This window comes from Cupriavidus sp. 8B (genome assembly GCF_054589115.1).
The window spans coordinates 1-1636 of sequence record NZ_BAAILO010000468.1; the positions used below are offsets into that span (position 1 = coordinate 1).

A 1636-nucleotide genomic window follows, 5' to 3' on the forward strand; every position below is an offset into this window, starting at 1 on the left:
CTTCCATCAGGAACTGCTCGCCGCGACGAAGTCCGCTTGAGAGAAACAACAACCATGACGCGACGCCAAACCAGAGAATTCCACGAACAATTCCTGCATCCCGCGTGGCTGCGGGATCGCACCACGTCGGCCAATCTGCGCCTGTCCATGGCGATGGCCAACACCCTCGCCGTCAAGCCCGACTTTGAGCCGGTCTTTGGCGCGAAGAAGGAAGACTTGCAGGCGCTGCGCGACAACGTCGAGCAATCTTCCCAAATCCTTTGCTCGCCGTTTCTCGCCTTCACGCCCACCCTGGAGACGCCTGCGGACTGGGCGTGCTTTACCGACGGCACCACCTCGACACTGGCCTATGACCGTCTGGCAGACTCAACCCCAGCCCTCACGCCGCTGGACAAGCTGCTGCTGGAGGAACACAACCGCGTCTATGTGGGTGCCCTGTACGACGTGCTCAACATCTCGTTGCTGGCCGCGCCTCTCTTGGGTATTTCCATTGAACTGGCCGAGTTCCTGCGCACACTGCCGCAGCACCGCGTGGAACTGGCGATTTCGTCGCGGGCCATTCCGTTGTTCAAATGGCGCTTCGCCAGCCCGATATTCTGGACAGAAGCCAGCTCGGGCCGCCTATCCAGTGAAGTCCTCGCGCACTACCTGATGGAACACTGTCCGCTCAGAACTGACAAACTTCCGCACTCCGGGGCCTGGGGAGGACTGCGCATGCCGAGGCCGTTATCTGAGGCCTATGCCGAAGCCCTCCTTCATTTCAGGTGTCGCGCCAAGAGCGTGGCCTCTCTGTTCAAGATGAGCGTAACGAACGTTCGCAAGGATTACATCCGGATCCACGGCGAATCATCCCCGTCCGGTCATTCACCGACCTCATCTGCCTGGTACCTGGATTCCGCAGGAAAGCGATTGCAATCGACGTTTCATATCTGGTTGTTCCGTGCGGCCATCGCGAGCGAAGCCACGATCCCCGGGGCTTTCATTGCGGCGGTCGATATCAGCAAGCATCTGTTCGGCGACGACTCCAAGCTGAGCGCCGACCGCGCATTCCATCTGTCGCGCTCGATGGCAAGCGAGCATGACCTTGCCGTGCGCGGCTGCCGCACTTGCGGCACCGCGTACCTGACGGCCAGTGGCGATCTGGCGCACGCTGTACTGTGCCCAAGCTGTAGCGGTACACTCACGTCCCCGAACTTTGGGCGGGTCGGTCGCACACGGGCGCGCAAGAAGAAGAGCTAAGCCAGCGAGCGTGGCGTGCGCTGGCCCCCAGGCTCTGCCGTCTTCGATCCGTTGTGCGGCGGACCCCGTCCTTCAGGGCAGGGGTAAGAGCGCGGACGCCGCAGGCGTCCTTGACAACGCTCGATCGCTGATACGATAACTCTATGCAACGTCTTCAAACTTTTAAGTTCGAACTCATGCCAAACGGCGAACAGACGCGCAAGATGCGTCAGTTCGCCGGTGCGTGCCGTCGTGTCTATAACGACGCGCTGGCCGCGCAGCAGAAGAATCATGAGGCAGGCGGGAAGTTCGTCAATTACGTTGGCATGGCGAAGTGGCTCACGGCATGGCGAAACAACCCGGAAACGCCTTGGATGGCCGAGACGCCAAGCAGCGCGCAGCAGCAGGCGCTCAAGGA

Annotated in this window: 2 protein-coding genes; both read left to right on the forward strand. The window is 61.0% G+C overall.

What is annotated here, in order from left to right:
- Positions 1-1239: FlhC family transcriptional regulator (locus tag ACYP5B_RS44560; RefSeq protein WP_459573849.1), on the forward strand; the 1239-nt coding region annotated here is incomplete at its 5' end.
- 143 nt (positions 1240-1382) lie between these two features.
- Positions 1383-1636, forward strand: a 254-nt coding sequence (locus ACYP5B_RS44565; RefSeq protein ID WP_459573850.1) for a helix-turn-helix domain-containing protein, incomplete at its 3' end; no start/stop codon positions are given.